The organism is Sphingobacterium sp. UBA5639, from assembly GCF_002421245.1.
In the GTDB taxonomy this organism is placed as follows: Bacteria; Bacteroidota; Bacteroidia; order Sphingobacteriales; family Sphingobacteriaceae; genus Sphingobacterium; species Sphingobacterium multivorum.
The window spans coordinates 110,313-132,230 of sequence record NZ_DIJR01000006.1 but is presented as its reverse complement, the minus strand read 5'-3'; the positions used below and the strand labels follow the sequence as shown (position 1 = coordinate 132,230).

General features: G+C 38.3%; 22 protein-coding genes and 1 riboswitch. Of the genes, 12 read left to right on the top strand and 10 right to left on the bottom strand.

The window, feature by feature from the left end:
* Window positions 1-19: 19 nt before the first annotated feature.
* From pdhA to B4Z90_RS06290, 5 genes are all read right to left on the bottom strand, one after another.
* Window positions 20-1,015: a pyruvate dehydrogenase (acetyl-transferring) E1 component subunit alpha gene (gene pdhA, locus B4Z90_RS06310; protein ID WP_046674850.1), complete on the bottom strand. Its 996-nt coding sequence runs from the start codon at window positions 1,013-1,015 to the stop codon at window positions 20-22.
* A gap of 243 nt (window positions 1,016-1,258) precedes the next feature.
* Window positions 1,259-2,641, bottom strand: coding sequence for a histidine--tRNA ligase (gene hisS, locus B4Z90_RS06305; protein WP_070561565.1), 1,383 nt, complete (start codon window positions 2,639-2,641; stop codon window positions 1,259-1,261).
* A gap of 24 nt (window positions 2,642-2,665) precedes the next feature.
* Complete coding sequence (rnc, locus tag B4Z90_RS06300; protein ID WP_046674848.1) at window positions 2,666-3,406, bottom strand: ribonuclease III; 741 nt, start codon at window positions 3,404-3,406, stop codon at window positions 2,666-2,668.
* An 84-nt stretch (window positions 3,407-3,490) separates the two neighbouring features.
* Complete coding sequence (gene fabF, locus B4Z90_RS06295; protein WP_046674847.1) at window positions 3,491-4,744, bottom strand: beta-ketoacyl-ACP synthase II; 1,254 nt, start codon at window positions 4,742-4,744, stop codon at window positions 3,491-3,493.
* A gap of 27 nt (window positions 4,745-4,771) precedes the next feature.
* Window positions 4,772-5,008, bottom strand: coding sequence for an acyl carrier protein (locus tag B4Z90_RS06290; RefSeq protein ID WP_028070665.1), 237 nt, complete (start codon window positions 5,006-5,008; stop codon window positions 4,772-4,774).
* Window positions 5,009-5,295: 287 nt separating this feature from the next.
* On the opposite strand from B4Z90_RS06290, the gene B4Z90_RS06285 reads away from it, so the two are divergent.
* On the top strand, window positions 5,296-5,790 hold the full coding sequence (locus tag B4Z90_RS06285) for an IPExxxVDY family protein (protein WP_286801598.1): 495 nt from the start codon (window positions 5,296-5,298) through the stop codon (window positions 5,788-5,790).
* Window positions 5,791-5,924: 134 nt separating this feature from the next.
* Window positions 5,925-7,352, top strand: coding sequence for a pyruvate kinase (gene pyk / locus B4Z90_RS06280; RefSeq protein ID WP_070561569.1), 1,428 nt, complete (start codon window positions 5,925-5,927; stop codon window positions 7,350-7,352).
* A gap of 47 nt (window positions 7,353-7,399) precedes the next feature.
* On the opposite strand, the gene B4Z90_RS06275 is transcribed toward pyk, so the two are convergent.
* Entirely contained in the window at window positions 7,400-7,729 is a 330-nt protein-coding gene (locus B4Z90_RS06275) for a hypothetical protein (RefSeq protein WP_070561571.1), read from the bottom strand.
* A gap of 374 nt (window positions 7,730-8,103) precedes the next feature.
* Between B4Z90_RS06275 and B4Z90_RS06270 the strand changes: the two genes are divergently transcribed.
* The 3 genes from B4Z90_RS06270 (at window position 8,104) to metE (ending at window position 13,407) form a co-directional block, all read left to right on the top strand.
* Complete coding sequence (locus B4Z90_RS06270) at window positions 8,104-9,936, top strand: sensor histidine kinase (RefSeq protein ID WP_115047017.1); 1,833 nt, start codon at window positions 8,104-8,106, stop codon at window positions 9,934-9,936.
* Window positions 9,937-10,038: 102 nt separating this feature from the next.
* On the top strand, window positions 10,039-10,728 hold the full coding sequence (locus B4Z90_RS06265) for a response regulator transcription factor (RefSeq protein ID WP_172840643.1): 690 nt from the start codon (window positions 10,039-10,041) through the stop codon (window positions 10,726-10,728).
* 184 nt (window positions 10,729-10,912) lie between these two features.
* Window positions 10,913-11,016, top strand: a riboswitch (SAM riboswitch).
* A gap of 78 nt (window positions 11,017-11,094) precedes the next feature.
* Entirely contained in the window at window positions 11,095-13,407 is a 2,313-nt protein-coding gene (gene metE, locus B4Z90_RS06260; protein ID WP_070561576.1) for a 5-methyltetrahydropteroyltriglutamate--homocysteine S-methyltransferase, read from the top strand.
* A gap of 99 nt (window positions 13,408-13,506) precedes the next feature.
* On the opposite strand, the gene B4Z90_RS06255 is transcribed toward metE, so the two are convergent.
* On the bottom strand, window positions 13,507-14,037 hold the full coding sequence (locus B4Z90_RS06255; protein ID WP_112374064.1) for a hypothetical protein: 531 nt from the start codon (window positions 14,035-14,037) through the stop codon (window positions 13,507-13,509).
* 420 nt (window positions 14,038-14,457) lie between these two features.
* On the opposite strand from B4Z90_RS06255, the gene B4Z90_RS06250 reads away from it, so the two are divergent.
* On the top strand, window positions 14,458-15,048 hold the full coding sequence (locus tag B4Z90_RS06250; protein WP_286801597.1) for a helix-turn-helix domain-containing protein: 591 nt from the start codon (window positions 14,458-14,460) through the stop codon (window positions 15,046-15,048).
* 31 nt (window positions 15,049-15,079) lie between these two features.
* On the opposite strand, the gene B4Z90_RS06245 is transcribed toward B4Z90_RS06250, so the two are convergent.
* Window positions 15,080-15,445 carry a hypothetical protein gene (locus B4Z90_RS06245; protein ID WP_286754801.1) on the bottom strand — a complete coding sequence of 122 codons (366 nt, stop codon included), beginning with the start codon at window positions 15,443-15,445 and terminating at the stop codon, window positions 15,080-15,082.
* A 174-nt stretch (window positions 15,446-15,619) separates the two neighbouring features.
* On the opposite strand from B4Z90_RS06245, the gene B4Z90_RS06240 reads away from it, so the two are divergent.
* Window positions 15,620-16,015 (top strand): single-stranded DNA-binding protein, encoded by a 396-nt coding sequence (locus B4Z90_RS06240; RefSeq protein WP_070561582.1) that lies wholly within the window; start codon window positions 15,620-15,622, stop codon window positions 16,013-16,015.
* A 52-nt stretch (window positions 16,016-16,067) separates the two neighbouring features.
* On the opposite strand, the gene B4Z90_RS06235 is transcribed toward B4Z90_RS06240, so the two are convergent.
* Together B4Z90_RS06235 and B4Z90_RS06230 are read right to left on the bottom strand one after the other, a co-directional pair.
* Window positions 16,068-16,475: a hypothetical protein gene (locus tag B4Z90_RS06235; protein WP_115047011.1), complete on the bottom strand. Its 408-nt coding sequence runs from the start codon at window positions 16,473-16,475 to the stop codon at window positions 16,068-16,070.
* 432 nt (window positions 16,476-16,907) lie between these two features.
* A complete protein-coding gene (locus tag B4Z90_RS06230) occupies window positions 16,908-17,567 on the bottom strand; it encodes a helix-turn-helix domain-containing protein (RefSeq protein WP_070561585.1) in 660 nt (219 codons plus the stop codon).
* Window positions 17,568-17,658: 91 nt separating this feature from the next.
* Here B4Z90_RS06230 and B4Z90_RS06225 point away from each other — a divergent pair, with 91 nt between their 5' ends.
* The 5 genes from B4Z90_RS06225 (at window position 17,659) to B4Z90_RS06205 (ending at window position 21,915) form a co-directional block, all read left to right on the top strand.
* The gene (locus B4Z90_RS06225) at window positions 17,659-18,048 is read left to right on the top strand and encodes a YbjN domain-containing protein (RefSeq protein ID WP_046674974.1); all 390 of its coding nucleotides are present in this window, start codon (window positions 17,659-17,661) and stop codon (window positions 18,046-18,048) included.
* Window positions 18,049-18,052: 4 nt separating this feature from the next.
* Window positions 18,053-18,760 carry a PspA/IM30 family protein gene (locus B4Z90_RS06220; RefSeq protein WP_070561586.1) on the top strand — a complete coding sequence of 236 codons (708 nt, stop codon included), beginning with the start codon at window positions 18,053-18,055 and terminating at the stop codon, window positions 18,758-18,760.
* A complete protein-coding gene (locus tag B4Z90_RS06215) occupies window positions 18,744-18,941 on the top strand; it encodes a DUF4177 domain-containing protein (protein WP_083295781.1) in 198 nt (65 codons plus the stop codon). The genes B4Z90_RS06220 and B4Z90_RS06215 overlap by 17 nt, the downstream gene beginning before the upstream one ends.
* Window positions 18,942-18,952: 11 nt before the next feature.
* A complete protein-coding gene (locus B4Z90_RS06210) occupies window positions 18,953-19,678 on the top strand; it encodes an OB-fold-containig protein (RefSeq protein ID WP_046674834.1) in 726 nt (241 codons plus the stop codon).
* Between the two features lie 119 nt (window positions 19,679-19,797).
* Complete coding sequence (locus tag B4Z90_RS06205) at window positions 19,798-21,915, top strand: flotillin family protein (protein WP_286801596.1); 2,118 nt, start codon at window positions 19,798-19,800, stop codon at window positions 21,913-21,915.
* Window positions 21,916-21,918: the final 3 nt, after the last annotated feature.

The window sequence follows — 21,918 nt, the reverse complement described above, 5'->3', positions numbered from 1 at the left end:
ATTATCAAGTTAAAGAGTATTAATCTAAAATAAATGGATAGTCTTGTTGTACATATACATCTTTGTACAATTCATCTGCAGTTGGATAAGGAGATTCCTCTGCAAATTTTACAGACTCTTCAACGACCTTTTTCACATCAGCCTCAACCTCTGCAAACCAAGCGTCATCCGCATAGTTGTTTTCTAAAATAGCATGTTTAGTCGACAACAATGGATCACGGTCTTTATACGCTTCAAGCTCTTCTTTCGTACGATATTTAGCCGGATCAGACATTGAGTGTCCTTTGTAACGGTATGTACGAATTTCTAAGAACGTTGGACCTTCACCTGCACGAGCACGTTGAACAGCTTCGTCCATCGCATTGTGTACAGCAACAACATCCATTCCATCAACCGGAGCAGAAGGCATATCGAAACCTAAGCCCATTTTGTAAATATCCTGCATGTTCGTTGTACGTTGTACAGAAGTACCCATTGCATAACCGTTGTTTTCACATACGAAGATAACAGGGAGTTTCCACAACATCGCCATGTTCAATGTCTCATTGAATGCACCTTGACGCACAGCTCCATCACCCATATAACAGATATTTACATTATCTGTACCAAGATATTTTTCAGCAAATGCGATACCAGCACCTAAAGGAATCTGACCTCCAACAATACCATGGCCACCCATGAATTTGTGCTCTTTGGAGAAGAAGTGCATAGAACCTCCTTTACCTTTTGAACAACCAGTGATCTTTCCATATAATTCAGCCATACAAGCATTTGCAGAAACGCCTTTAGCCAAAGCGTGGGCGTGATCACGATAAGCAGTGATTAGAGAATCCTCAGGTTTGATTACTGACATCGTTCCAGCGACTACAGCCTCTTGTCCTATGTACAAGTGACAGAAACCACGAATCTTTTGCTGTCCGTAAAGTTGACCTGCTTTTTCTTCAAACTTACGCATAAGTAACATAGACTTATACCACTCCAAATATGTCTCTTTTGTTATAGGTGTTGAACTCATTTCAAAGTTTTGATTTTCTTACTATTCTAGACTACAAATCTAATAATTTTGGACGAATTTCCTTGCCCAAAAATCAATTTTATTTATACTTTAAGACACTTCTAAGACATTTGATTTAAAGTATATAGCATTTGATTACAAATAAATGAACGGCACAATCAAATAAATCAAAAACTTATGAAAATAAAAAAGCCAAAGGACTTAATAATCATTTGGCTTAATCTATTTTATGCAAACTGTTTGCTATCGAAGTTTTTGGATCAGCTCACTTTCAGTTACCTTTACCTGCTCCCCGCTTTCCATGTCCTTTAAGGACAATTGCCCCGATGCAGCCTCCTCTTCACCGACTAATAACACGTAGGGAATACCCTTCCCATCCGCATAACCCATTTGTTTTTTCAATTTTACAGGAGATGCATAGAGTTCCGAAGCGATATTTTCCTTGCGAAGCTTGTTGAGTAAGCTCAGGGTATAACTTTCCAGCTGTTTGTCAAAATTGATGATCAGGAGCTTGGTAGAATCAGCTTTCCCAGCAGGAAATAAGTTCAACTCTTCCAGCACATCATAAATGCGGTCTGCACCAAAGGAAACGCCGACACCGGTCAGTCCCTTCAAACCAAACATTCCTGTAAGATCATCGTAGCGGCCACCTCCACCGATACTTCCCATGGCAACCTCATTCGTCTTGACCTCAAAGATACAGCCCGTATAATAATTGAGACCTCGGGCCAATGTAATATCCAGATCTATAATTTGATGAAGCAACTTTTCTTCAGCACCTAATTTGGCCACATAGTCAAACACATCCTCAATCTCTGCAATACCATTTAAGCCGACAGAAGAAGTTGCTAAAATCGCTTTTAAGGAAGCAAGTTTCTCATCATTTGAGCCTTCCAATAAAATTATAGGTTTCAAAATAGCAAGATCTGCTTCTGTAAAACCCCTTTCCAACAGTTCTTTGTTGACACCTTCCAACCCGATTTTATCCAATTTATCGATCGCGACAGTCATGTCTACGATCAGCTCCGGTTTGCCGATGATTTCAGCAATACCCGAAAGAATTTTCCTGTTATTGATTTTGATATTAAAATCTTTCAGTCCAAACCGTTCGAAGGCTTCTTGATAAATCAAAATAAACTCCGCTTCATTCAATAGACTTTCTGACCCGACAACGTCGACATCACATTGGTAAAACTCGCGGTATCTTCCGCGCTGCGGACGATCTGCACGCCATACAGGTTGCACCTGAAAGCGCTTAAACGGTAAAGTAATATCATTTTGGTGCATCACAACATAGCGCGCAAAGGGCACCGTAAGATCATATCTTAGTGCTTTCTCTGTTATATGCGGAATGAGCTTATTGGAATTTTTATCGTGAAGCAGGCTGTCGGGCGCTTTTGTCAGGTAGTCACCCGAATTAAGAATCTTAAAGATCAATTTATCACCCTCGTCGCCGTATTTACCGGTGAGGGTCGTCAAATTTTCAAATGAAGGGGTCTGTATTTCATTATAGCCATATTTTCTGAATACCGTTTTCAGTGTATCGAAAATATAGTTGCGTTTGATCATTTCGGAAGGCGAAAAATCACGCGTTCCTTTTGCCAAAGAAGGTTTTACTACTGCCATATTTGGCAAAGTTAATAAAATCCTTTATTCTACTTCCAGAATTTTAAGGAATTCACAGGCTTTTTCGGCGGCAGATTTCTCGGCAGACTTCTTATTAAAATCACGGCCAAGTCCACAAACAATACCATCCACGACCGCTTCAATACTAAACATCTTAGAAGATTCCCCTTCCGGGTTGTCTGTTTGCCGAAATACAATCTCTTTGCCAGTATGTTGACACCACTCGATCAACCGACTTTTAAAGTTTGTTTCCGTCTGTTCCAATAGGTGAATATCGACGTGCGGTTTAATAATTCGATTCAACAAAAAGCTCTTGGTAAAAACATAGCCCCTATCTAGATAAACTGCCCCAATCAATGCCTCAAAAGCATCACCCAATAAAGATCCTTGTTTATTTGGAAAACTGATCATTCGCGCATCAAACTGGATAAGCTCATTAAACCCCAACTTTCTGGAAAGCTGGTTTAGATTTGCTCTACTGACAATTTTTGAGCGCATTTCAGTCAGGAACCCTTCGTCTTTATAAGGATATTTCTTAAATAACAGTTCAGCCACAACCGAACCCAAAACAGCATCACCTAAGAATTCTAAACGTTCGTTGCTATTTTTTGCGCCCTCTTTAATTGTAACGGCGACAGACTTGTGTCTAAACGCCATCTTGTACAGATGTACATTTCCGGGAACAAATCCTAGCAGGTTTTTTAGTTTTCTAACGTATTCCCGATCTGGCGAAAAATATAATTTATATATCCTTGCAAAAGGCATCTCTTCTAAAAATAAGGCGACAAGTCCTAGTTAAAGAACCTGTCGCTAGCTCATATTATCAAACCATGTTTGAAGGATCAAACATTAAGCTTTATATTTTTTCACAATAACGGTAGCATTATGCCCACCGAAACCGAATGTGTTGCTCAAAGCGGCATTAACGATACGTTTTTGCGCTTTGTTGAATGTAAAATTCAAGTTGTTATCAATTTCCGGATCGTCTGTAAAGTGATTGATTGTCGGAGGGACAATATCATTTTGAACAGCCAATATAGAAGCGATAGTTTCAATAGCCCCTGCAGCACCCAAAAGGTGCCCTGTCATTGATTTAGTTGAACTGATATTCAATTTATAAGCGTGTTCACCAAACAGGTCAACAATAGCCTTCGTTTCACTAATATCACCGACCGGTGTAGATGTTCCATGAACATTGATATAATCAATATCTGAAAAATCCATCTCTGCATCATTTACAGCCATTGTCATAGCCAGTTTTGCGCCCAATCCTTCAGGATGCGAGGCTGTGATGTGATGTGCATCTGCACTCATTCCACCCCCTGCAATCTCTGCATAGATTTTTGCTCCACGTGCTAAGGCATGCTCCAAACTTTCTAAGATCAATGCACCCGAACCCTCTCCCGAAACAAAACCGTCTCTGTCTTTATCAAAAGGACGTGATGCTGTTTTAGGATCATCATTCCGGGTTGACAACGCATGCATAGCATTGAACCCACCAATTCCAGCTTCATTGACTGTAGCTTCTGATCCACCTGTAACAATCACATCAGCTTTGCCCATACGAATATAGTTAAAAGCATCTATCATTGCATTGGTAGCCGAGGCACAAGCCGATACGGCAGAAAAGTTAGGGCCACGTAGACCATGACGCATTGAAATATGTCCTGGAGCAATATCAACGAGCATCTTAGGAATGAAGAAAGGATTGAAACGAGGTGTTCCATCTCCCTTTGCAAAGTTTGCAACTTCTTCAGTGAAAGTTGTTAAACCTCCAATTCCTGATCCCCAAATTACTCCGATACGATTTGTATCTAATTTTTCAAAATCTAAGCCAGCATCTTTAATTGCCTCATCTGTTGACGCAATTGCATACTGGACAAAAGGATCGACTTTACGAGCTTCCTTTCGATCCATAAATTCATGCGGATCAAACCCCTTTACCTCACATGCAAACTGAGTCTTGAATTTTGACGCATCAAAATGCGTAATAGGAGCAGCTCCGCTTACACCATTTATTAACGCCTCCCAGTAAGCTGAGACGGTATTACCAATTGGTGTAAGGGCGCCTAATCCTGTTACTACTACTCTTTTAAGCTCCATTTATTACGATTAGCCTAATTAAATTAGTTAGTTAACGTTTTTTTCTAAATAAGCGATTGCTTGACCAACAGTACCAATAGTCTCTGCTTGATCATCAGGAATAGCAACGTTGAATTCTTTTTCAAACTCCATGATCAACTCAACAGTGTCAAGTGAATCAGCACCTAAATCATTAGTGAATGAAGCTTCTGGTGTTACTTCGTTTTCGTCAACACCTAATTTTTCAACGATAATTGCTTTTACTCTTGAAGCGATATCTGACATGATTTTATAGTTTAATTGTTTAATAAATCTGTGCAAAGAAAAATAAATTTCATCAAAATTCAAACCTAAATTGATATTTAGATGAAAGTCACCATGTTAGGCGACCGAACTTATTCGCGTCTTATACTAGCTAACCCACTCTATATTAACTTAGTTCAAGTATAACAAAAAATATTTTGTATTCCAAACGCTCAGCTAATTAACTCAAATTTTACACAAAAAGTATATTCCTACCTCAAAATTATTAGTACCTTCGTTAGCAGAGGGACATATATTTAAACATTAAAGTGGTCAATAAGTTAGTAGCAAGATTGGATATGGACATGAATGAAGAGTTGGATTTTACCCTACTCGCCATCACCTGTTCGTTGAAAGATTACCGACTCTGCCATTTCATCAACAAGGAGACTAACCTGAATTTTTCCAGAGGAAAAGAAAGCAAGTACGACCATGATGGTCGACAAAAAAACAAAACCGAAGAAGAGCTTGAATATCACATTGTCTTTGATCCAAAGAAAAAAATAAGCTACCACTTCACTGCTTTTCATTACCTTATCGCCGATGCCGACACCGAATATTTCTTGATCAACAATAAGAGCATCGAAGGCACTTATTTAATCCCGGAAAACCCCCACTTCGATTTTTTTATCGTCATCAAAAACTACATCTGTGAGGATGACGTGGAACATATTATCAAAAGGATCAACAAATTACCCGAAGTCGTCATTGCAAAAGAAATATCACCAAAAATATTGAAATCTAAAGAAAATCTCATATTTTAGCAAACTGTAGGTTAGTGTAGCAAATACACCCCAACTTAGATCTAAATTAATTCGATTTAGTTTTGACAAAACACAACAATATAGTAGGCTATTTGTTGTGATTAATGAAGAACATTTAAAATACAAAATAACAGATGGAAAAAGTTCAAAAAAGGACTAAAATTGTCGCAACATTAGGCCCTGCCTCGGCAGACAAACAAGTTTTGACCAACATGATTGCCAAAGGGGTTGATGTGTGCCGGTTGAATTTCTCTCATGGCAGCCAGGAAGATCACCTTAAGGTAATCGAAACTATAAATGCAATAAATAATGAAACAGGATTCAATGTTGCCATCTTAGCCGATTTACAAGGTCCAAAAATTAGGATCGGAAAAATGAAAGAAGGTGGAGCTATTCTCGTGAATGGTTCAAAAGTTGAAATTACAACACAAGAACTCATCGGAGACGAAAACAGAATCTACATTACATACGAAAACTTTCCAAACGATGTTGAAGCCAACGAAATCATTTTACTTGATGACGGAAAACTTCAACTTCGTGTTTTAGAGACCAATCATAAAGATACTGTTACCTGTGAAGTTGTACACGGAGGTGTCCTTACTTCACGTAAAGGCGTTAACTTACCGAACACCAAAGTATCTATCCCATCGTTGACGGAAGAAGATTTAGACAACTTGAATTTTGCCCTGGATCATGGTGCAGACTGGATCGCGATGTCTTTCGTACGTTCGGCAGAAGATATTTTTCAATGTAAAAAAATCATCGAGGCAAAAGGAAGCCATGCTCGTGTCATCGCAAAAGTTGAAAAACCGGAAGCGATTGAAAATATTGATGCCATTATCGAAGCTACAGATGCTGTTATGGTTGCTCGTGGTGACTTGGGCGTTGAGCTTCCAATGGAAGAGGTACCAGGACTTCAAAAGATCATCGTACAGAAATGTAGAGATCTTTCAAAACCGGTAATCATTGCGACACAGATGTTGGAAAGTATGATCACTACACCACGTCCTACACGTGCTGAAGTAAATGACGTAGCCAACTCCGTATTGGATGGAGCGGATGCTGTGATGTTAAGTGGCGAGACTTCAGTTGGTGAATTCCCTGAAATCGTTATCGAAACAATGAGCAAAATCATTATCCACGTGGAACAAACTTCTTATCCTTATTATAATGAGAAAGTTAGTGAAATCCACGACGGAACACTTATTCCGGACGCGATTTGCGCATCTTCGGTTTATCTTGCTCAAAAAACAAATGCATCTGCAATTGCGGTATTGACATCATCTGGTGCAACAGCGTTTGAAATTACAAGTTATAGACCAAATGTAGATATCTTAGTTTTCACAGGAACACAAAAATTGCTGAAACAACTCAGCCTACTTTGGGGCGTAAAAACTTTTATCTACGACAAGTTCGAAAGCACAGATGGATCTATTCATGATGTTAACAAATTTATTGTAAAAAATAACTACGTTAAACCTGGATCTATCATTATCAATACAGCTTCGACACCGTTAATCGAAAAAGGTAAAACAAATACAATCCGTGTTTCCCAGCTATAATGGACAATAAGGATTAAAGCAAAAAAAATAGCGTTCTATCTAGAACGCTATTTTTTTTGCTTGTTTGGATACAAGGAGTCGATTTTTAATTTAAAGTCCTTCACCTTTAGCGAATCATTCAAGCGCCTAAAAGGAAGATTGTTTTCTTTCTCATCACCTTTGGGCATTTTTTCCGTTCCTGGCATTGGGGCTAGACCGTCCACACGATTTGGCTTCTTAATGGGCATATGATACTTTTCATCTGAAGAATCCAATTTAAAGACAGGCATCTTTGATTCTTTTTCCTCCATTAAAGGAATCTGCGGTTTCACCTTTACTTGTCCTAAAGCAATGGTCCCTATGGAAGACAATACCAATAATAATACGTAGCTTTTCATCTTTATATAGTTATTAAAGAGCACTCATTGTACCAATGAACGCGTCATATTCGGCTTATTCACTTCTCCAGCAGTTAGACTCAACCGCGTAGATTAAAATTTGTCCACAGCGCAATTCAGCACATAATCCATTTCTATTCACTAATTTACAAAGAACAGCATCTATATTTAAACAGATTGCTGTTAAACATTGTTAAAACAGCTACAAAACACATTAGCATCTTTATATTTGTAACAATTTAAGAAAAAATGAGCTATCGCACCTTAAATGGCCGCTCACATGGCATAAGGGATGAATACGCAAATGGTAAATAAACTGAGCGCTATAAACTTTTTGATATATTCAAAATACATTTATTTAATACCCAATACTAATGAAGAAAAATAGCATTGTATTAATCATTGGACTGATGTCTCTCGCTCTAATTGGGGTATTGGCCATGCAATTCTATTTTCTGAGAGATTCTTATCGCCAAAAGTCTCAATTATTTGATGAGTCCGTCAATGCTGCGATTACAGCTGTTGCCGGTAAGCTTGAACGACGGGAGGTAGTTGACTTCGCTAAGGTTCAACAGGAGCGTAACATTGAAAAATCCAAGCAGGAACAGGCCAAACAACGTCTTTTGGCCGAGCAACTCGAAATACAGTATAGAATTGAAGAATTAAAAAACAAACAACATGTTGTTTTCTCAAACTTTAAAGAGCAAGAAGACCAATTACGTGCATTGTATCCAAATGTAATTGAAATCAAAAATTCATTCTACGAAACATACATCAAAAGACCGGAGTACCAGAAATTTATCAAATTTTCTGTTTCAAATGAGCTTACCGACGATAATTTGGTACAGGCTTTTATCATGTTAAATGCTTCAAAGGTAGATGATCAGATCAATGGGAAGGACGATAGCACGCGGTTTGTTATCCCCCTAATGGACCCACTGGTCAATCAACAAACAAAATTCCGGGTAGCCACATTACCTCCAAGAGAGAATGCGAAACTTGCGAAAACAATTTCTGATTTGGAAAAAAGATTGGATATCCTCAACAGAAAAAACGCGTGGAGTGGCTTTAATGTATATGATTCCGTTGCCATGCTGGGCGGCAAAAAAGCAGACTACATCGAAGATATTGCTATTGGAATGGAGCTTGCTAAACGTCCATTAAAGGATCGATTGAATGTGATCATCGTTCAAGAACTTATCAAAGAGGAGTTGGCTCAACGCGACATTAAAGCTCCTTTCAATATTGAAATATGGAGCACAAACAATATATTACTAAATAATATTTTAAACGAAGCCGCTTTAAATAACCCAACAAATACAACCAAATACTCAACGGCACTTTTTAAAGGTGATATCGGTGCTGCGCCAGGAAAATTAACCATCTATTTCCCCAATAAAAAGGCGATAATTGCCGATAATATGGGCTATCTGTTGCTGCCCATGCTGGCACTGCTTTTCTTGTTGGTGGGGTGTTTTGCTTATACACTGATTATCATCTTCAGACAAAAGAAAGTTTCGGAAATGAAGACGGATTTCATCAACAACATGACGCATGAGTTTAAAACACCTGTTGCAACAATTATGATTGCCAGTGAGTCACTTAAAGATCCAGACATCAATGCCGACCACAAGCGCGTTCAGAAATTGGCTAATATCATCTACGACGAAAATGTTAGACTCGGAAATCATATTGAACGTGTGCTCGATTTGGCAAGACTAGAAAAAGAAACGCTAAAACTCGACCAGGTAGAAGTATGCATCAATGATCTTGTTTCGGCAGTAACGGACAGTATGCAGCTACGGATGCAAAATATTGGCGGGAAATTCAGTATAGATCTTGCAGCGACCAAGGATGTTGTCGTTGGTGATGAGTTACATTTTTCCAATGTATTTTACAATCTTTTGGATAATGCCATCAAGTACAGCAAAGGAGATTTACATGTCAACATCAATTCAAAAAATGTTGGCGACACCATTGTTGTCACCATAGCCGACAATGGTATTGGGATGAGCCGGGATCACCTGCAAAAGATTTTCGACCAGTTTTACCGTATTCCAACTGGGAATGTTCATAATGTCAAAGGATTTGGCCTTGGCTTAAGTTATGTACAGGACATTCTGAGAAGGCTGAACGGAAAAATTACAGTTAAAAGTGAAAAAGATAAAGGCACGACCTTTGAAGTAATTTTGCCTATTAAAAAATAAAACGTTCCTTTTTTGTATATTTCCTCTTTAAAAAATTTCAAAGGTTGAGGAAGGCTGATTTATCAGCATCAAGGGACATTGGTGAAAATTAATATATTCATTATGCAAAAGATATTATTAGCAGAAGATGATCCTAATTTGGGGGATCTTTTAAAAGACTATCTCGAATTAAAGGGAAAATTTGACGTCACATTATGCACGGATGGAGATGAAGCGATTTCTCAATTCAAAAAAAATAACTACGACCTTTGTATTTTTGATGTCATGATGCCAAAAAAGGACGGATTTACAGTTGGACGTGAAATCAGAAAAACAAACAATACTGTTCCTATTATCTTTGCCACAGCAAAGGGGATGATGGAAGATAAGACCGAAGCCTTTGAGCTAGGAGGAGATGATTATATCACCAAGCCTTTTCGAGTGGAAGAATTATTGCTCCGCATCAATGCTTTGCTGAAACGCAGTGTTCGAGACAAAGAAGAAGAAGTGGTTGCGGATAAATTTGAAATTGGCGATTATTTCTTTGATTATACAAGTCAGCAGATTTCTTACAAAGGACAGATGCAAAAACTCTCCACGAAAGAAGCTGAACTACTCCGCTTGCTTTGCTTAAAGAAAAATGATGTGCTGACCCGGGAAGAAGCGTTGTTAAAAATATGGCATGATGATAACTATTTTACGGGTAGAAGTATGGATGTATTTCTCAGTAAACTTCGTAAATATCTAAAAGAAGATAGCAAAGTTGAAATTGTCAATGTGCACGGAAAAGGTTACAAACTTTTGGTCAGCTAAAAAAAGGGGAATGAAAAATATAGTCATTCCCCTTTTTATGCTACACACGTATTCAAGCGTGACTTACTCGAATTCGTGGATGAAAATAAAAGAACAAAACAATTTCATCCTTAGTAGAATATAAAAAATTGACGCACTTTTATAAAAAATTTGCATTTCAAAAAGAAATGTTCTAACTTAGCGTCGCTTATAGAGAAAGGCAGAGGGAATAGACCCGATGAAGCCTTAGCAACCTGTCCCTTGACAAGGTGCTAAATTCTACCCTACTTGATATGGGAATGATAAGCCGAAGTCACCAAATTCTAGTGTGTCCTTCTCTCTCTAGCAAGAAATATAGTTGAAAAAGAAATATTAAAAACATTCATTATGTTATTGACTAACAATTTAGGTTACCCTCGTGTGGGCGCGTTCCGCGAATTGAAAAAAGCCAATGAGGCCTATTGGGCTAAAAAATCTTCTGTTGAGGAATTATTGGACACAGCAAAAAAAATTCGTGAAGGCAATTGGAAAACACAAAAAGATGCTGGAATAGATTTGATCCCTTCCAATGATTTCTCTTTTTACGATCAAGTATTGGATTTAACCCTCACTGTTGGTGCAATTCCTGCTCGCTACCATTCTTTATTGAATAAAGTAGACAACAATTACAGTTTAGATCTATATTTTGCCATGGCGCGCGGTTTCCAACAAGAAGGAATCGACGTGACTGCAATGGAAATGACCAAGTGGTTGGATACGAACTACCACTACATGGTACCAGAATTCACCAAAGATCAAGAATTCAAATTGACTTCCGAAAAATTCTTAAATGAATACAACGAAGCAAAATCATTGGGCATCGATACTAAACCAGTTCTATTAGGTCCTATTACATACCTTTTGATCGGTAAAGAAAAAGAAGCTGGCTTCGACCGTATCGATTTATTGGATAAACTTATTCCAGTATATGAGCAAATACTAGCTAAACTAGCTGATGCTGGTGCACAATATGTTCAGATTGACGAGCCTTTCTTAGCATTGGATTTAGATGCTAAAGTAAAAGCTTTATATCAACCTACTTTCGAAAAATTAGCTGCAGCAGCAAAAAATATCAAATTAATCGCAACGACTTACTTCGAATCTTTAAAAGACAACGAAGATATCGCAGTTAACCTACCTATCCATGCTTTACATTTGGATCTGGTACGCGGTGAAAATCAATTGGATACGGTATTGGCTAAAGTTCCTGCTTCATTAACATTATCTTTAGGTATTGTTGAAGGCCGTAACATCTGGAAAAATGATTACGAAAAATCATTGGTTAAAATCAAACAGGCTGTTGATGCATTAGGAAAAGACCGTGTATGGGTAGCTCCTTCTTCATCACTGTTGCACGTTCCTTTTGACTTAGACAATGAACACAATGAACAATCGCTACCAGCTGAAGTAAAAAACTGGTTAGCATTTGCTAAACAAAAATTAGCTGAAGTAAAAGACTTAGCCGTACTAGCGGAGGGAGAAGTTGATGCTGAAACAGCAAAACGCTTCGAAGCGAACAAAGCGGCTGCTGAAAGCCGCCGTACCTCTCCATTGATCCACAAACCAGAGGTTAAAACACGTACAAGCAATATTACTGATGACGATGCAAAACGCACTTCAGCATTTGCAGACCGTAAAGCAGCGCAACAAGCGAAATTCAACTTACCGGCGTTCCCGACCACAACTATCGGTTCATTCCCACAAACGAAAGATGTTCGTAAATGGAGAGCAGATCTGAAAAAGGGTGCTATTACGCAGGCAGAATACGATAAAGCAATCGCAGAAGAAACAGAAAACACCATCCGTCTTCAAGAGCAATTGGATATCGACGTATTAGTACACGGCGAATTCGAACGTAATGACATGGTTGAATACTTCGGTGAACAATTGGCTGGTTACGCTTTCACACAAAATGGTTGGGTACAATCTTACGGTTCACGTTGTGTAAAACCTCCGATTATCTATGGTGACGTATACCGTCCTGAAGATATGACTGTCCGTTGGTCTTCATATGCACAATCATTGACAAATCGTCCGGTTAAAGGTATGTTGACTGGTCCTGTAACAATCTTACAATGGTCTTTCGTACGTAACGATCAACCGCGCTCAACAACGACTTACCAAATTGCATTGGCGATCTTGGATGAAGTACAAGCCTTGGAAAAAGCAGGTATCAAAATCATACAAATCGATGAACCAGCTATCCGTGAAGGATTACCGTTACGTAAAGCTGATCAAAAAGATTACTTGAACTGGGCAGTACGTGCTTTCCGTGTCTCTTCATCAAATGTTGAAGACGATACACAGATTCACACACACATGTGTTATTCTGAGTTCAATAATGTGATCGAAGATATCGCTGCAATGGATGCCGATGTTATCACGATTGAGACTTCACGTTCTCAAATGAAATTATTGAATGCTTTCGCCGGTGATTTCAAATATCCAAATGATATTGGTCCAGGTGTTTATGACATTCACTCACCACGTGTTCCAAGCAAAGATGAGATGGTAGATCTATTGCGCAAAGCAAAAGCAGTAGTTCCAGCAGAACAACTTTGGGTTAATCCTGACTGTGGTTTGAAAACTCGTGCTTGGCCAGAAACCAAAGCGGCTTTAGAGTCTATGGTTGAGGCTGCGAAAATCTTAAGAGCAGAATAATTCTTAAACTATATTGATAAAGCCCTAGCTGAAATTTCAGCTAGGGCTTCTTTATTGGGCTTCGTTCAAAATAAAAACTGTTATCCGAATAAGGTGAGATTATTTTCGGCTGTTCTTCCGTTCTTTCTTGTTTTCCTTTTCGTTCCCGTTCTTAATTTCCTGTTTTCCTTTAATCCGATCTTCAATCGCCTTCAGGCTTGACGAAAAATCGAGGTCAACATTTTCAAGTTTAGCCTTTTTTAACGCCTTCAATGCCTTTTTGTATTTTCTCATTTTTTCAAATAGAAGTGCTTTCTTGATCCAGATTCCTGTCAAGGGCATGGCCGGAAGTGTCAAAGCAAATTTGATCGTCTTTTTTGCAGCTTCATACTCCCCCATATCAATCAATGTCTGAATGAAATAAGGATATACTTCCAGTGCCTGCACATTATGCACCAAAGCTTCCTGGAAATACCTTTTTGCCTGCTCATAGTCCAATAGCTGTTCGGCATGAACTCTTCCCATCAAACACAGCGCCATTGTATTGGACTCATCATAGGATAGCGCATAGGATAAGGATTCCATGGTCTCCTCCAAATACATCGGATAGTTATCCAGCGCCTGAAGGACATATTTATTTACTGAATTCATAAAATTTTCTAAAACATAACATTCATATCCAGCTTTCACGATAACTTTGAAAGTAACTGGATTTTTAAAACTCCTGAATAAGCTAAGCATATTGGAAAAGTGGACTACCATTTCGAGCGCCACGTTTTAGCCAATATCAACCTAGGTTACTTAACGTATTAAGAAGAAGATTAGGAAAGGGCCGTATTCCGAAGAATATTCCCGAGAATCTTCTCTGTGGACGAAGCGGGGTTTTCTAATATTGCAAACATATTCTTCCGTTTTTATTAATTACTCTATTGAATTGCAAAGATTCAAAATATTTACCAAATTCCAAAAACTTTTGATTATTAATCTGTTATATTGTTCAGCACGATATTGGCATATTATTGTCGCATCAATTTCACTAAAATTCAACGACTATTTCCCCATCTTTGAACTATGGAAAGTCAATCAGCTAATCAATTAATCAAACTAGCAAGAAAACGTAAGGGACTAACGCAGCAGGAACTCGCCGATCAAGCGGGGGTATCGCTAAGAACAGTGCAACACATAGAAAAAGGCACGGAAGAAATCAGTGGATTTAGTCTCAAACAGATCAGTCAAATTTTGGAAATACCATTAGAACAACTCATTATGCCAAATGTAAATCAAATCAGTATCGACAACAATCAAACAGGAAGTATTAAAGCGCTATATTTAGCATCGCTCACCTTTTTGGTCAATCCATTATTAGGGCTATTGGTCCCAGCAATTATGGGTTATACGAAACAAAACAAAGACGCCTTATACAGTAAGCACCTAAAAAAAATAATTATAATACACGCTGTTGGACTATTTTTTCTCGGAAGTTTCATAGGCTATATCATTATTGCAGATTTTTTTAAAATTGCACTACCGTCTTTTTTAACCAATATCTTTAATAGCGCCTATTTTTTACTCATCCCAGTATGCTATTACATATTGATTCTAACGTTTACTATTTTTAATTATATTGCAATAAGAAAAGCCAAGCTCAGTTCTGCAAACTAAACCAATACAAATGAATCTATTGTGATCAATATCACAGCGGTTTCTTTTGAACAATCAATACCCAATCATTCTCCAACAACAGATACCCTGTTTCGTAAATAAAGCTATAGGTCTGCCCCTTGTTATTGGAAAAAGTATGTGTATGAAACTTAAAATCAAATCCCAACCGCTTTAACTTTTCCCGTTGGATCTTCACCATACCCTCCCCACTCAATGCATCTAATAAAATACGGCGGTTTTTTCGTAGGATATTATTCACATTGCGCACCAGATTGGTCTGGTCGCTATTTAATTTATTGTTATAGGCGTTCCGGCAAGCATCATCACAAAATCGCTTGTCCGAACGGCCATATATTACTTTGCCACATTCAAGGCAGACTTTTTCTCCAGAACTCATAACGGAAGATTAAACGACAACAAACGGTTACAACCGACTATAGTCGAATACAAATGGTAAATAGACGACTATAGTTATTTCCCCACCCCACCTTTGCTTAAGATCATTCGGCGTTCATAGCCAATGACCATCAACTAAAATAAGAATTATTAAAAACTTTTAAAAATTAGACACATGAGCACATTACGCAACAAAGTACAATTGGTTGGGCATTTAGGAAACGACCCGTTAATCAAAACAACTTCCACTGGCACCAATTACTCCATATTACGTCTCGCCACCAATGATCTTTTCAAGAACAAAGCCGGTGAATGGGTTGAAGAAGTTCAATGGCATACACTCGTGGTTTGGGGTAAGCAAAACAATACCATTGAAAAGAAATGCCAACGTGGGACCAAACTCATGGTTGAAGGCAAACTCACCTATCGTAACTATGAGAACGCAGATGGGGTAAAACAATATGTCACAGAAATTAAAGTAGATAATTTTATGATTTTATCTGATTCGAACGGTGCCAAAGATGACATCCCAACACCTCCAGATGAAAATGAAGACGATCTGCCTTTCTAGTATGATCAACGAGGTAGGTTTTCAAGCCCCTACCTCGTCGATTGTTTCCAACTTATTTTGTCAGGCTTGCAGTCAACGCTCTTCCTAGGTTCTCTGCATAAGCCTTCCATAATTTAGCATCTTCTGGCGTAAACTTAGCAACAGCTTCAGTTTCTTTGGCCGCCCATTCCTGTCGCTTCGCTGCAAGCTCCTTGAGTTTAACAACATCGCCGCTTTTAGCAACAGCGATAAATTCTTTGATATATTTTGTATAATCCTCCGCCAATTTTTGTGTCTCAGCAGAACTAAATTTCGGTATTGGCACTTCGCCACCGCTATTTTCTACCGACGTTTCGGCCGTATCTTTTTTTAAGTCAATAGCGGCAGTTGTATCTTTTACTTCGACTTTTTTAGTCGTGGAATTATTGCAGGAAATAACAAAAAATCCAGCAATTAATGCTGATAAGGCTACTTTCTTCATTTATTTAAATTTAGTTTTTTAAGTCTGGTCATTTATTCGTTTATGCGTGTTGTTCTAAAGCTAAATAAATCACTCTAGTTTTATCGGATCGACAAGTTCACCATCATCTTAATCACAACCCTACCTTTTTGTAACGTTACTTTATTATCGAACTAATTTAATTACAATGCCCGACTCTACGAAATTTTTTGTGGACACTCACATTCTGCAGGCCTGAGTTAGGAGTCTTCTTTTCTTGTAGGCAAGTCAACATCAGATCAACTCCAAGGCCGTACATATTAGGGGTATTACAAGGGTAAACCCCTGCAAACCCCTTGTTAATACCTTGTAAATGGACTGCGATTACATAATTAACCACGGATATGATAACAACATGGAAATACGCCCGATACCGGCAAAACCGAATAAACAATAGGAAAAAGTTCCACGCAATTAGATTCGCTCAAACCTGCCATACAATTTCCAGAAATATGCTTTCTCCCCCATAGTGAGATCAATCTTCTTCCAGGCATTTAAGGCTAAACTAATCTCCTTTTCCTGCAAACTGTATTTTCCAATAAAGAACTCTTCTTCGGAAAAATACAAACCAAATGCTTTATCCAACGTATGTAGGCTCTGAACATCTACCTCTTCAAAAAATAAAATGGATTGAGGGCCAGCCAAAAAATCACTCGGCACCGGAATAGCGTCAGCGTATTCGATTGCGATGAGGCGGTTCCTACTTTGCAAAGGAAATTCAATTATTGGAAGCTCTTCTAATTTCGAAAAATAACTACCCGCCTCAAAAATACCATCTCGTTCCAGCAGCGGGATTTGTAACAATCTTTTACGTCCAATAAGAGAAACATTTGGATCAAAATAATCATTGAAATTAAGAATTTCATTGACAGATAGATTTTTTTCAATAAGATGCTGCACAGGAATGCCAAAATAATTTGCAATTTTTAGAACAATCTCAATTTTTGGCTCTGCACGCATTTCTTCGTAAGACGAAATATTACCTCTAGTAAGATTAAAAATATCCCCAAATGCCTGTTGACTCATTCCTTTCACTTTTCTTAATTTCTTAATATTGTTGCCTACGTTGCTCATTTTAAAAAAAATTGAATATTTATTGCAAAATATTTTTGCATTTTTATTACCTTTATGCAAAGAATATGTGCAATATATAAAAAACTTGATTATGTACTTCTCAAAAATTGAAAATTATATCGCCAATATCGGTTACACCATCACCCATAAGGATACAAAAGAAGGAATCTTTGTCATCGAAAATGAAGACGACGGAATCCGTAACCTGATTGTAGGCATTGCCCAACCCATCCTGATTTTTGAGCAATATCTTTTTACAATCAGCAATGACACCATGGATATGTTCAAATCACTATTGATAAAAAATAGAGATATTATACACGGTGGGTTTGCATTAACAGAAGATGGTACCAAAGTTATATTTCGGTATACCTTACAAATACATAATCTCGATCAGAATGAGTTTGATGCAGCCATTAATTCGCTGAGTCTTTTGATGAGTGAATATTATAATCAGTTAATAAGTTTTTCAAAATTATAGAATAATGAATATTTTTAAGAGAATTTTCAGAATTGGTCAAGCCGAGATCCACGCAGTCGTGGACAAAATGGAAGACCCTATCAAAATGACGGAACAGGGTATCCGTGAGATGAAAGAGGACCTGGAACAATCGTTAGAAGCCTATGCTAAAGTTAAAGCGTTAGCCATACGTACCCAAAACAATTGTGAAAGGAAAAAAGAAGAAGCCAATGAATTCGAAAACAAAGCTATTCTATTACTCCAAAAAGCACAAAAGGGAGAATTAACGACAGAAAAGGCAGAAGGTCTTGCAAAGGAAGCGCTGTTGTTGAAAAAACAGTTATTAATCGAAGCTGGTGAATTGGAGAAACAAGCCGTGATTCATCAAAGTTCATCGGATGAGCTACACAAAAATGTAGACATTCTCAAATTCAATATATCGAAATGGGAAGGTGAACTCTCTACTTTAAAGGCACGTGTAAAGGTATCCAACGCAGCTAAAATGGTCAATCGTCAGCTCGCTAATATCGATTCCAATAGTACGATTTCCATGTTAGAACGTATGAAAGAGAAGGTCGAGGAAGACGAGGCACTAGCAAAGGCCTATGGCGAGATTGCACTAGGTAACAAAAGTAAAGTTGATGAGATCAACGAGACCATCGGCGGGTCTGAAGCCGTCAACAACGAATTAGAAGAACTAAAAAGAAAATTAAATAATGATGAAAAGATTTGAATATAAAACGCTAAAAATTGAACCTAAAGGTTTTTGGGGAACAAAGTTGGATCCCGAAAAAATTGATGAAATCTTAAATGATCTTGGAAATCAAGGCTGGGAATTGGTAACCATGCAGGACCTTGAAGTCAATGGGAATTCCTGGTCTTTTCATTATACTTTCAAGAGAGAGAAAATTTAAACAATAACACTATGACAGAACTAATCAATATCTTATTCAATCCATTGTCCAATGGAATTATGACAGTCTTAACTGGCATGTCTGTAGTGTATTGGTTATTTATGTTTCTGATGGGTGATGGAGTACATCTATTTGATGCCGATGCAGATATAGACCTCCATCCTACACCTGATGTCACGGACGTTGATGGCTCACATGATATCGCAACTGAGGGCGGCGATCATGCACACCATCATCATACGGATACGGACGCTAATACAGAACCTGGTTTCTTTGCAAAAGCAATGGATTACATCAATGTTGGCAAAGTACCCATCATGCTTATTGTAACACTGTTCAAATTTATAGGCTGGATAATTACCATTGTTTCTTCGCTCTTTATCGACGTTGCTTCATGGGGGATAAAGTCCGTATTAATCCTGATCCCTGTTTTTATTGTTACATTTATTTTAATGCATTTTCTGACCAAACCTTTAGCTAAAATGTTCAAAAGTATAGGTTACAATGGCGAAGAAAGTCACGATTTTCTTGGTCGCATGGGTAAAATGAGAGCCAGTATTGAAGGCAAGAAAATAGGTTCTGCCGAATTTATCATCCAACAGGATCCTATTCGCCTCAATGTTGTCAGCCATAATGGGGAGAAAATAGGCTATGGAGACGATGTCATTATTGTTGACGAATCCAAGGACAAGAAATATTATTATGTGACCAAAGAAATCACGATAGACAATATTTAATGGAAAAGGAATAAACGCAAAGCCCCGACACTAAACAACTGTCCTAAAAGAGCGAATCTTTATCCTTTTAAATTCTAATCGTAAACCCAAATATTAAAATCTAAATAAATACAAATCATATGCTATATCAACCTCTTTTATTTTTAAGTGGCTTAAACGGAATTATACTTTTAATTGTCGGTTTGGCTGTCTTTTTAATTTTTGCATTCTTTGTTGTATTGAGTGCATTCTACAAGAAAATTCCACAAGGGAAGGCGATTGTACGAACCGGTGTTGGTGGTACAAAAGTAGCATTCAACAAGGGAATGTATGTTGTACCTGTATTTCACAAGATGGAGATCATGGACATCTCAATCAAAAAAATTGAGATTGCCCGTATGCAGGGTGAAGGTTTGATCTGTAAGGACAATATTCGTGCAGATATCAAAGTTGCTTTCTTTGTTCGTGTCAATAAAAATGTAGATGATGTGATCAATGTAGCCCAAAATTTAGGTTGCGACCGCGCCAGTGAACCAGAAACATTAAAAAGTATTTTTGAATCTAAATTCTCCGAAGCACTCAAAACAGTAGGTAAGAAATTTGATTTCATTGAATTATACGAAGCCCGTCGCGAATTCCGTGATGAGATACTCGACGTCATCGGAACTGATCTTAATGGTTATATTTTGGACGACTGTGCGATTGATTACCTTGAACAGACCGACATCGAACATCTCAATCCAAATAATATCCTAGACAGTGAGGGTATCAAAAAGATCACCGAATTAACAGCCAAACAAAATATAAATGCCAACTTCATTCGTCGTGATGAGGAGAAACTAATCAAAAAACAAAACGTGGAAGCAAGGGAAGCGATTCTAGAACTAGACCGTCAGCTTGCCGAAAAGGAAGAGAAACAAAAACGGGAAATTGACAACATCAGAGCACGCGAAGAAGCAGAAATAGCAAAGGTACGCGAAGAAGAACGTCTCAAGTACGAAAGCGTCCGGATTTCTACCGAAGAGCAACTCGCTGTTCAAGAAGAAAATAAACTGCGGCAGATTATCATTGCTGAAAAGAATAAACAACGTACCGATGCTGTGGAGGCCGAACGTGTAGAAAAAGATCGCGCCTTAGAACAAACAGAACGCGAGCGCATTGTTACCTTAGCACAGATCGACAAAGAACGCTCGATCGAAACCGAAAAGAAAAGTATCCAAGGCGTTATCAAAGAACGTGTACAATTGGAAAAAGGTGTTGTTGAAGAGCAACAAGGCGTCAAAGACATCGAAGTATTCCGTGAAGTAGAACGTAAAAAACAAGCGGGTGTTATTGCGGCATCACAAGAAGCAGAAGAAAAATTAATTTCAACTGTTAAAGCTGCCGAAGCTGCAAAAATTGCGGCAGAACAGGAAGCAGAGAAAAAAGTAATCGACGCGGAGGCTGCTCGTAAAATCGCCGAAAAGCGTGCACAAGAGCTATTGATCGATGCGGAAGCGAAAAAAGAAGCATCACTCAAAGAAGCCGAAAGTCGTAAGATTATTGCCGAGGCACAAGCCAAAGAAGAAGCTGCGCTTGGCTTATCCGAGGCCGAAGTTATGATTGCCAAAGCTGAAGCTGAAGAAAAACAAGGTACTGTAGAAGCTAGTGTCATTGAGAAGAAAGCAGAAGCGATGCGTAAAGAGGGCTTAGCACAGGCGGAAGTTGTGCGTGAGAAAGCGCTTGCTGAAGCCAAAGGTATCGAAGAGAAAGCTGAAGCGATGAAGAAATTAGACGGCGTGGGCAGAGATCACGAAGAATTCAAATTGCAATTGCAAAAAGAACGTGATATTGAACTCGCACACATCAATATCCAAAAAGACATTGCTCAAGCACAAGCTGGCGTATTATCGGAAGCACTTAAAACAGCAAAAATCGATATTGTTGGTGGTGAAACCATGTTCTTTGAGAATATCGTCCGTCAAGTATCCAACTCCAAAGGTTTTGATCACTTGATTGACAACTCCAAACATGCCACAGCTATTAAAAATTCTTTGATAGGTCCAGATGGACAAGGAGACCTCGCAGAGAAGGTGCGTGGATTAGCCGATAAATATGGAATTTCCACAAACGATATTAAGAACCTCACCGTTTCAGCAGCATTGATCAAACTTCAACAAGCGGCGACTGATGCTGAAAATGGCGAAGATACAAGCTTCATTAATTCTTTGTTCGGATTGGCGAAAAACTTGGGCATATCAAACAAAAAACTGTCCTAGTCC

Coding starts and splice junctions, on each gene's coding strand:
- B4Z90_RS06220 (WP_070561586.1), top strand. CDS start 18,053: ATGAATATTTTTAAGAGAATTTTCAGAATTGGTCAAGCCGAGATCCAC.
- B4Z90_RS06215 (WP_083295781.1), top strand. CDS start 18,744: ATGATGAAAAGATTTGAATATAAAACGCTAAAAATTGAACCTAAAGGT.
- B4Z90_RS06275 (WP_070561571.1), bottom strand. CDS start 7,729: ATGAAAAGCTACGTATTATTATTGGTATTGTCTTCCATAGGGACCATT.
- B4Z90_RS06240 (WP_070561582.1), top strand. CDS start 15,620: ATGAGCACATTACGCAACAAAGTACAATTGGTTGGGCATTTAGGAAAC.
- B4Z90_RS06245 (WP_286754801.1), bottom strand. CDS start 15,445: ATGAGTTCTGGAGAAAAAGTCTGCCTTGAATGTGGCAAAGTAATATAT.
- B4Z90_RS06230 (WP_070561585.1), bottom strand. CDS start 17,567: ATGAGCAACGTAGGCAACAATATTAAGAAATTAAGAAAAGTGAAAGGA.
- B4Z90_RS06255 (WP_112374064.1), bottom strand. CDS start 14,037: ATGAATTCAGTAAATAAATATGTCCTTCAGGCGCTGGATAACTATCCG.
- B4Z90_RS06250 (WP_286801597.1), top strand. CDS start 14,458: ATGGAAAGTCAATCAGCTAATCAATTAATCAAACTAGCAAGAAAACGT.
- B4Z90_RS06270 (WP_115047017.1), top strand. CDS start 8,104: ATGAAGAAAAATAGCATTGTATTAATCATTGGACTGATGTCTCTCGCT.
- rnc (WP_046674848.1), bottom strand. CDS start 3,406: ATGCCTTTTGCAAGGATATATAAATTATATTTTTCGCCAGATCGGGAA.
- fabF (WP_046674847.1), bottom strand. CDS start 4,744: ATGGAGCTTAAAAGAGTAGTAGTAACAGGATTAGGCGCCCTTACACCA.
- B4Z90_RS06210 (WP_046674834.1), top strand. CDS start 18,953: ATGACAGAACTAATCAATATCTTATTCAATCCATTGTCCAATGGAATT.
- hisS (WP_070561565.1), bottom strand. CDS start 2,641: ATGGCAGTAGTAAAACCTTCTTTGGCAAAAGGAACGCGTGATTTTTCG.
- B4Z90_RS06225 (WP_046674974.1), top strand. CDS start 17,659: ATGTACTTCTCAAAAATTGAAAATTATATCGCCAATATCGGTTACACC.
- pyk (WP_070561569.1), top strand. CDS start 5,925: ATGGAAAAAGTTCAAAAAAGGACTAAAATTGTCGCAACATTAGGCCCT.
- B4Z90_RS06205 (WP_286801596.1), top strand. CDS start 19,798: ATGCTATATCAACCTCTTTTATTTTTAAGTGGCTTAAACGGAATTATA.
- B4Z90_RS06265 (WP_172840643.1), top strand. CDS start 10,039: ATGCAAAAGATATTATTAGCAGAAGATGATCCTAATTTGGGGGATCTT.
- B4Z90_RS06290 (WP_028070665.1), bottom strand. CDS start 5,008: ATGTCAGATATCGCTTCAAGAGTAAAAGCAATTATCGTTGAAAAATTA.
- metE (WP_070561576.1), top strand. CDS start 11,095: ATGTTATTGACTAACAATTTAGGTTACCCTCGTGTGGGCGCGTTCCGC.
- pdhA (WP_046674850.1), bottom strand. CDS start 1,015: ATGAGTTCAACACCTATAACAAAAGAGACATATTTGGAGTGGTATAAG.
- B4Z90_RS06235 (WP_115047011.1), bottom strand. CDS start 16,475: ATGAAGAAAGTAGCCTTATCAGCATTAATTGCTGGATTTTTTGTTATT.